The following is a 2,500-nucleotide window of genomic DNA, read 5'->3' on the forward strand; positions in this document are numbered from 1 at the left end:
GTATGGATGCGGGGGTAGGATTTGAACCTACGACCTTCAGGTTATGAGCCTGACGAGCTACCGGGCTGCTCCACCCCGCGTTGGTGGGTGGTTTTTATGGGGGTGGGTGAGCGAGGGGACCTGGCGGCGACCGACTTTTCCGCTCCTTAAGGAGCAGTATCATAGGCGCTGGAGGCTTTAACGGCCGAGTTCGGGATGGGATCGGGTATGGATCCTCCGCCATGGCCACCAGGTCTTCCCGCTCACCCATGTGGGTGTTTGGGGGTGTTTTGGTTGGTGTTTTCTGGAGTGTGACTGACTACTGTGCATGTGTTTTGGTGTGTGAGAGATATGGGCGATTAGGATCAGTCAGCTACACATGTTGCCATGCTTTCACACCTGACCTATCGACGTCCTGGTCTTGGACGGCCCTGTGAGACCTAGTTTTGAGGCTGGTTTCCCGCTTAGATGCTTTCAGCGGTTATCCATTCCGAACTTAGCTACCCGGCTGTGCCGCTGGCGCGACAACCGGTGCACCAGAGGTTCGTTCATCCCGGTCCTCTCGTACTAGGGACAAATCCTCTCAAGTCTCTTACACCCACGGCAGATAGGGACCGAACTGTCTCACGACGTTCTAAACCCAGCTCACGTACCACTTTAATCGGCGAACAGCCGAACCCTTGGGACCTGCTCCAGCCCCAGGATGTGATGAGCCGACATCGAGGTGCCAAACCTCCCCGTCGATGTGGACTCTTGGGGGAGATCAGCCTGTTATCCCTAGAGTACCTTTTATCCGTTGAGCGATGGCCCATCCACGCGGGACCACCGGATCACTATGGCCGACTTTCGTCTCTGCTCGAGCTGTCACTCTCGCAGTCAGGCGGGCTTATGCCATTGCACTCGACAGCCGGTTTCCGACCGGCCTGAGCCCACCATCGCGCGCCTCCGTTATTCTTTGGGAGGCGACCGCCCCAGTCAAACTGCCCACCATACAGGGTCCCGGACCAGGCTGACTGGTCTCGGTTAGATATCAGAAAAGTTCAGGGTGGTATTTCAAGGATGGCTCCACCTGAGCTGGCGCCCGGGTTTCAAAGCCTCCCACCTATCCTACACAAAACTTTCCTGATACCACTGTAAAGCTGCAGTAAAGGTTCATAGGGTCTTTCCGTCTGACCGCGGGTACCCCGCATCTTCACGGGGAGTTCAATTTCGCTGAGCCGATGCTGGAGACAGCGGGGAAGTCGTTACGCCATTCGTGCAGGTCGGAACTTACCCGACAAGGAATTTCGCTACCTTAGGACCGTTATAGTTACGGCCGCCGTTTACCGGGGCTTCGATTCGACGCTTTCACATCTCCTCTTAACCTTCCGGCACCGGGCAGGCGTCAGACCCTATACGTCATCTTTCGATTTCGCAGAGTCCTGTGTTTTTACTAAACAGTCGCTACCCCCTGGTCTGTGCCACCCGCCGATGGTTGCCCACCAACGGGTCTCGTTTCTTCCGAAGTTACACGAGCAATTTGCCTAGTTCCTTCAGCATCGTTCTCTCAAGCGCCTTGGTATACTCTACCAGTCCACCTGTGTCGGTTTCGGGTACGGTCTATATGCCAGAGCTATTTCCTGGAACGGTCCAAAAGCCAGCTCAATCCGATAAGAGCTGACAACATATCTCGTTCGTCACTTCTGGCAGGCTCAGGACTATTAACCTGATTCCCATCGACTACGGCTTTCGCCCTCGCCTTAGGGGCCGGCTCACCCTGCGTGGATTAACCTTGCGCAGGAACCCTTGGACTTTCGGCGACAGTGTTTCTCGCACTGTTTGTCGCTACTCATGTCAGCATTCGCACTTCTGATACCTCCAGAGAGGGTCACCCCGTCTCCTTCGCAGGCTTACAGAACGCTCCGCTACCGCGCATAGTAAACTATGCACCCACAGCTTCGGCACGTGGCTTGAGCCCCGTTACATTTTCGGCGCAGGGTTTCTATTAGACCAGTGAGCTATTACGCTTTCTTTAAAGGATGGCTGCTTCTAAGCCAACCTCCTGGTTGTTTTGGAATCCCCACATCCTTTCCCACTTAGCCACGATTTAGGGGCCTTAGCTGGTGGTCTGGGCTGTTTCCCTCTCGACAATGGACCTTAGCACCCACTGTCTGTCTGCCGTGCTCATACTCCTCGGTATTCGGAGTTTGGTTAGGTGTGGTAAGGCTTTGGGCCCCCCTAGCCCATCCAGTGCTCTACCCCCGAGGGCAATACACGACGATCTACCTCAATAGATTTCGCGGAGAACCAGCTATCTCCGAGTTTGATTGGCCTTTCACCCCTAGCCACAGCTCATCCCCGACTTTTTCAACAGGCGTGGGTTCGGCCCTCCAGTGCGTGTTACCGCACCTTCAGCCTGGCCATGGCTAGATCACTCGGTTTCGGGTCTTCTACCAGTAACTCAGTCGCCCTATTCAGACTCGCTTTCGCTACGCCTACACCTATCGGCTTAAGCTTGCTACGGACAGAAACTCGCTGACCC

The 2,500-nt window shown here is 55.3% G+C and carries 1 tRNA gene and 2 rRNA genes (1 of these 3 cut by a window edge); all 3 read right to left on the reverse strand.

Features of this window, described 5'->3' with window-relative positions:
* Positions 1–3 precede the first annotated feature (3 nt).
* Positions 4–80 (reverse strand) — tRNA-Met (locus GM608_RS08865).
* Between the two features lie 38 nt (positions 81–118).
* Positions 119–233 (reverse strand): 5S ribosomal RNA (rrf, locus tag GM608_RS08870).
* 85 nt (positions 234–318) lie between these two features.
* Positions 319–2,500 (reverse strand): 23S ribosomal RNA (locus tag GM608_RS08875) (it continues 555 nt past the right edge of the window).

The organism is Bombella sp. ESL0380 (genome assembly GCF_009725805.1).
In the GTDB taxonomy this organism is placed as follows: Bacteria; Pseudomonadota; Alphaproteobacteria; order Acetobacterales; family Acetobacteraceae; genus Bombella; species Bombella apis.